The 5,771-nt window shown below is 70.3% G+C and carries 6 protein-coding genes and 1 pseudogene; 1 reads left to right on the plus strand and 6 read right to left on the minus strand.

From position 1 onward, the window contains the following. Positions 1–129 precede the first annotated feature (129 nt). The 3 genes from ABDW35_RS30765 to ABDW35_RS30775 form a co-directional block, all read right to left on the minus strand. Positions 130–1,527 (minus strand): hypothetical protein, encoded by a 1,398-nt coding sequence (locus ABDW35_RS30765; protein ID WP_343717655.1) that lies wholly within the window; start codon positions 1,525–1,527, stop codon positions 130–132. Between the two features lie 97 nt (positions 1,528–1,624). Next, on the minus strand, positions 1,625–2,056 hold the full coding sequence (locus ABDW35_RS30770; RefSeq protein ID WP_343717656.1) for a GFA family protein: 432 nt from the start codon (positions 2,054–2,056) through the stop codon (positions 1,625–1,627). A 50-nt stretch (positions 2,057–2,106) separates the two neighbouring features. Next, positions 2,107–2,967 carry an alpha/beta hydrolase gene (locus ABDW35_RS30775; protein ID WP_343717657.1) on the minus strand — a complete coding sequence of 287 codons (861 nt, stop codon included), beginning with the start codon at positions 2,965–2,967 and terminating at the stop codon, positions 2,107–2,109. Between the two features lie 77 nt (positions 2,968–3,044). Between ABDW35_RS30775 and xth the strand changes: the two genes are divergently transcribed. Then, positions 3,045–3,890 carry an exodeoxyribonuclease III gene (gene xth / locus ABDW35_RS30780; RefSeq protein ID WP_343717658.1) on the plus strand — a complete coding sequence of 282 codons (846 nt, stop codon included), beginning with the start codon at positions 3,045–3,047 and terminating at the stop codon, positions 3,888–3,890. Here the strand turns inward: xth and ABDW35_RS30785 are convergent. From ABDW35_RS30785 to ABDW35_RS30795, 3 genes and pseudogenes are all read right to left on the minus strand, one after another. Beyond that, positions 3,841–4,491, minus strand: a complete 651-nt coding sequence (locus ABDW35_RS30785) for a glutathione S-transferase family protein (protein ID WP_343717659.1) — start codon at positions 4,489–4,491, stop codon at positions 3,841–3,843. The two genes, xth and ABDW35_RS30785, sit on opposite strands and share 50 nt — an antisense overlap. After that, positions 4,488–5,402: pseudogene (locus tag ABDW35_RS30790) on the minus strand (3-keto-5-aminohexanoate cleavage protein). Before ABDW35_RS30790 ends, ABDW35_RS30785 begins: the two are co-directional and overlap by 4 nt. Positions 5,403–5,440: 38 nt before the next feature. After that, on the minus strand, positions 5,441–5,771 hold a 331-nt coding region (locus ABDW35_RS30795), incomplete at its 5' end, for an ABC transporter permease subunit (RefSeq protein WP_343717660.1).

A 5,771-nucleotide genomic window follows, 5' to 3' on the forward strand; every position in this document is an offset into this window, starting at 1 on the left:
GGATTGCCCGGCGCCGGGGTGGTCGGGCTGTCCGTCGTCTGGGCCCAACCCGGGGGCGCCGCCAGCAGGAAGGCCGCCAGCGCCGCGGCCGCGATCCGATCCGTCATGCCGGTTCCTCCTTCCATGCCGTCACAGCGTCAGCAGATAGGCGGTCAGCTCGTCCTTCTCGTCCCCGGTCAGCTTCAGCCCGAGCACGAGGTTGAAGTACTCGACCGTGTCGGCCAGGGTCGGCAGGCGGCCGTCATGCAGATAGGGCGGGGAATCCTTGATACCGCGCAGGGTGAAGGTCTTGATCGGCCCGTCCGGCAGCATCACCAGCCCGTTCACCGTCCGGCCGATGTCATAGAACCGCTCGGCCTTCAGGTCGTGCATCTGGTTGTCCATGAACGACGTCTGCGGCATGTGGCAGGTGGCGCACTGGCCCTTGCCCATGAAAATCCGCTCGCCCGCCAGCTCCTGCTCGGTGGCCTTGGCCGGGTCCAGCCGGCCCAGCGGGGTCAGCTTCGGCGCCGGCGGGAAGTCGATGATGTTCTGCATCTGCGCCATCACCGACGTCTGGTCATGCCGCTCCGGCAGGTTCACGCCCTTGCGCTGGGCGCTGACCTGGTCGCCGTTGAAATAGGCGGTGCGCTGCTCGAACTCGGTGAAGTCCTCGACCGAGCGCAGCGACCGTTTCGAGCCGTGGATCTGCTGGTTGAACAGGCCGCGCAGGCTAACCGTGTCCAGCCGGAAGCGGTCCGCCTGCGGCCGGATGTCGGGGGTCAGGTGGAAGGCCGCGTTGCTGTGGAAGTTGGCGTGGCAGTCCAGGCAGGTGACGCCCAGGCTCTGGTCGGCGCTCTTGCGGTCCTCGGTCTGGTTGAACTCCTCCTGCGGGAACGGCGTCAGCAGCAGGCGCAGCCCCTCCATCTGCACCGGGGTGATCAGCCCGACCATCAGCGAATAGTAGTTCTTGATGGTCAGCAGCTGGCCGCGCGAGACGTCGCCCAGCTCCGGATGCGTGGTCAGGAAGATCGGCGGCGGGAATTCCGGGGTGAAGGCGTCGGGCAGGTCGAAATCGACATCGAACCGGCGCAGGTTGCGCTGCTCCTGCCGGGCGATCTCGTCGATCTGGTGGTTCGGGAACACCTGGCCGCCGGTCGCCTGTTTGACGTGGGGCAGGGGCAGGAAGCCGGCCGGGAACAGGCCGCGCTGCCGGATCTCGTCCGGGCTCATCGCCGCCAGCTCGTCCCAGCTGGCGCCTTCGGGCAGCCTGACACGGACGCCGCCCTGCACCGGCTTGCGCCCGCCGGACATCATCACGCCGGGGATCGGCCGGTCGGCCAGGTCGTAGCGCTCGTCCAGCAGCCGTTGCTGGCGCTGCATGACCTCCGGCTTGGCGGCCTCGTCATCGGCCTTGACCTGGTCGAAGGGCTGGGTCGGCAGGGGCCGGTAAGTGGCATCGGGCGGCAGCGACCCGGCCAGGGCGCCGACGCCGGCGACGATGCCGGCCGTGAGCAGAGACAGGGACAGCATCAGGCGGCGGGCCATCGGACACCTCTGCTAGGATTACAAGCGGCTGGTGCGTGGCCAACGGCCCTCCGCACCCGCCGGTTCCATGTGCGTGACCGTCGAGGCGGGAAGGCGGCTAGCCCGGATCCCGGTCGAACTGGCCGGCGCCGGCGACCGGCGCCAGCCAGGGCTCCCGCCGGATGATCCAGCCCTCGCGGGTCGGCCGCAGGTCGCCCGGGGCGTCGTCCAGCGCGCCGAGCAGGATCTCCACCCTGTCCTCGCCCTCGGAGGGATGGAACAGGCGCGAGCCGCAGACCGGGCAGAAGCTGCGGCCGCGATAGGTGCGGACCTCGCCGGTGACGCTGAAGGCTCCGCGCGGCCAGTCGGCATAGCCCATGGCCACCGCGCCGGTGGCCTTGCGGCATTCGGTGCAATGGCAGACCCCGACCGCCAGCGGCTCGCCGCGCAGCGTGAAGCGTACCGCGCCGCAGCTGCAGCCGCCCTGGCGCAGCCGCGTGCCGTCGGCATCCATCCGCGGCTCCGGCCGCAGCACGGGATAGTCGCTCATCGGATCCTCCTTCCATCGTCTCGCGGCGGGGATATCGCCGCGGAAACTCGTCAGCCTTTCAGGAACGCCAGCAGCTCCCGGGCCAGCTCCTCCGGCGCCTCCTCGGCCATGTGGTGGGTGCAGTCGATGCCGCGTCCGCGCACATCCGCGGCCCAGGACCGCCAGATCCCGACCATGTCGCCCGCCAGCTCGTGAGTGTCGTCCTGCAGCGACCACAGGCAGAGCAGCGGGCAGGTGATCCGCCGGCCCTGCTGCCGGTCCTCCGCGTCATGGTCGCGGTCGATCCCGAGGCCGGCGCGATAGTCCTCCAGCATGCCGTGCACGGTCGCCGGGTCATGGATCGCCTCGAGGAAATCGGCATGGGCCTCGTCCCCCATCCGCTCCGCCGACCCGCCGTACCAGGCGTCCGGATCGGCCATGATCGCCCGTTCCGGCTTGTCGGGCTGGGCGTAGAAGAACCAGTGCCACCAGGCCTGGGCGAAGCGCGCATCGCACCGCTCCAGCCTCTCGAGGATCGGGATGCCGTCCAGGACCGCCAGCCGGCTGACCCGTTGCGGATGGTCCAGGGCGGTGCGATAGGCCACATAGGCGCCCCGGTCGTGCCCGGCGACGGCGAAGGTCGGAAAGCCCAGCCGTTCCATCAGGGCCACGCAGTCCCGCGCCTTGGCGCGCTTCGAGGAGCCTTCGTGATCGGGGCTGTCCGCCGGCTTCGAGGACCGTCCGAAGCCGCGCAGATCCGGGCAGACCACCGTGTGCGATCGCGCCAGGAGCGGCGCGACGCGGTGCCAGGTGGCATGCGTGCGCGGATGGCCGTGCAGCAGCAGGATCGGCGGCCCGCTGCCGCCATGGCGGACCCGGAGCGTCGCCTCCGGCAGGTCGATCATCTCGAGCTGGAAGCCCTCAAACATCATGCGCTCCTGGTCTCGATGGGCGCGGCCGTCCATCCCCGGATCGGAACGGCATCCGCGCCGCCGCCGTTCCGCAGCGCATGAGAGTCGCGACCTTCAACGTCAACGGCATCAACGGCCGCCTGCCCGTCCTGCTGCGCTGGCTGGCCGAGACGGCGCCCGACATCGTCTGCCTGCAGGAGCTGAAGGCGCCGCAGGAGCGGTTCCCGGCCGCGGCGATCCGCGCCGCCGGCTACGGCGCAATCTGGCACGGGCAGAGCAGCTGGAACGGCGTTGCCATCCTGGCGCGCGGCGCTCACCCGATCGAGACGCTGCGCGGGCTGCCGGGCGATCCTGACGACCGCCACAGCCGCTATATCGAGGCGGCGGTGGCGGGGATGCTGGTCGGCTGCCTGTACCTGCCGAACGGCAACCCGGCGCCCGGCCCGAAATTCGATTTCAAGCTGCGCTGGTTCGAGCGGCTCAGTGCACGAGCCGCCGAGCTGCTCGCCACCGGCGCCCCGGTGATCCTGGCCGGCGACTTCAACGTCATGCCCACCGACCTCGACGTCTACAAGCCGGAGCGCTGGGTCGACGACGCGCTGTTCCGGCCGGAGGTGCGGGCGGCGTTCCACCGGCTTCTGGCGCAGGGATGGACCGATGCGCTGCGGGCGCGGCATCCGGGCGAACGCGTCTACACCTTCTGGAAATACTTCCGGAACGCCTATGCCCGCGACGCCGGCCTCAGGATCGACCACCTGCTGCTGAGCCCCGCGCTGGCCGAGCGGCTGGGCGCGGCCGGCGTGGACCGTCACGTCCGCGGCTGGGACAAGGCCAGCGATCACGCGCCGGCCTGGGCCGAGGTGGAGGCGGGCGTCCCGTCCGGCGGACGCCGTGTCAGACGTCGTCGAACGGAACCGTTGCCTGCACCGAAGGCCGGCCGCTGAAGCCGTCATGCCAGCGCTTCAGAGCGGGATGGGCCTCGTGCCAGCTCTCCCCGGGAAAGCGGAAATCGAGATAGGAGAGGGCGACGCCGATCGTCAGATGGCCGAGATCGAAGCTCCGACGGGCCAGCGACGGCAGGTCCTGCTCCATCACCTCGAGCGACCGCCGCAGCTTCCGGTGCAGGGACGACAGCAGCTCGGCCGACCGCGCCGCCTCCGGCCGCAGCCCCTCGAACAGGCGGAGCAGCAGCAGCTCCATGACCCCGTCCCCGAGCGCTTCCTGCCGCAGCGCCGTCATCCGGTCGTCCAGCGCCTCGGGCACCAGGCGGCCGGGGCCGAAGCGGGCGTCGAGATAGCTGCAGATGACGTGGGAGTCGTAGAGGACCTCCTGGCCGCCGTCCCGGTCCACCACCAGCGTCGGCAGCTTGCTCAGGGGATTGAACGCCATCACCACGTCGTTGGGCCTGTGCAGGGCGACGACGTTGCGCACCCGCGTCAGCCGGTCGGCGATGCCCAGCTCATGCGCCGCGATCATCACCTTGCGCACGAAGGGCGACCGGGGCGACCAGTGCAGGGTCAGGGCAGAGGCGGCCGGCGCGCTCATGCCGCCAGCCCCAGGATGGCGCGGGCCTCGGCCGGGGCGGCGATCTCGAAGTCGAGCCCTTCCAGCACCGTCCGCAGCCGCCCGACCTGGTCGGCGTTCGAGGCGAAGCGCCGGCCGCGGCGGTCGAACAGGGTGTCTTCCTGGCCGACGCGGACATGGGTGCCCAGCAGGGCGCCGCGCGCCGCGGTGCGGATGTTCTCCCGCCCCGTGCCGTGGATGAACAGCCGGACGTCGTCCCCGAACAGCCGTTCGGCCGACCGCTTCATGTGCAGGAGATGGTCCGTCTCCGACGGGATGCCGCCCAGGATGCCGGTCAGGAACTGCACGATGATCGGCCGCCGGACCGGCTTGCGGCTGAGATGGTGCTCGATGATGTAGAGATGGCCGACATCGTAGCATTCGAACTCGATGCCGATGTCCCGCTCGACCAGGAGGTCGATCATGCGGCCGATCTTGGCGAAGGAGTTCTGGGTCACGATCTCGTGGCTGGACGGGCCGTAGAGCTCCTTCTCCCAATCGTGCCGGAAATCGTGGACGCCCTGGTTCTCGACCTTGCGGAACAGGCCGTAATTCATCGACCCGACGATGACGGTGGCGAGGTCCGGCTTCAGCTCCAGCACAGCGCTCAGCCTGTCCTCCGCCGTCGATCCGAGGGAGGCGGACATGTTGATGATCGCGTCGGTCTCGGCCCGGATGCGGTCGATGAAGGCGGCTCAGACCGCCGTCTCGTTGGTGGGCCGCCCGTCCCTCGGGTCGCGGGCATGCAGATGGACGATGGCGGCCCCGGCGGCGACGGCGTCGATCGACTGGCGGGCGATCTCCTCCGGTGTCACCGGCAGGTGGGGCGACATCGACGGCGACAGCGACGACCCGGTGGCGGCGCAGGTGATGATCACTTTGTCCGAAGTCATTCCGGCCTTCCTTGGGTGGGTGAGGGACGGGACCGGCGTCAGCGGCCGAACGCGCCCGCGGAATGGCGGCGCATGAAGGCGTAGGCGACGCCGGCGACCAGCACCATCAGGGCGGCCCAGACCAGGCCGAAGGCGGCGAGTTCGCCCGCCTGGCCGTTCGACGCCTTGTCGAACATGGCGACGGCGATGGTCTGCGATTGCGGCCCGGACAGGAGGACCGTGATCGCCAGCTCCTTGGCGACGCTGAGGAAGATGAACAGCCAGGCCGAGACGATGGCCGGGGCCAAGAGCGGCACCACGATCCGGCGCAGCAGCTGCAGCTGCGACGCGCCGGAGACGGCGGCCGATTCCTCGAGCTCGCGGTGGATC

This window comes from Inquilinus sp. (assembly GCF_039594555.1).
In the GTDB taxonomy this organism is placed as follows: Bacteria; Pseudomonadota; Alphaproteobacteria; order DSM-16000; family Inquilinaceae; genus Inquilinus.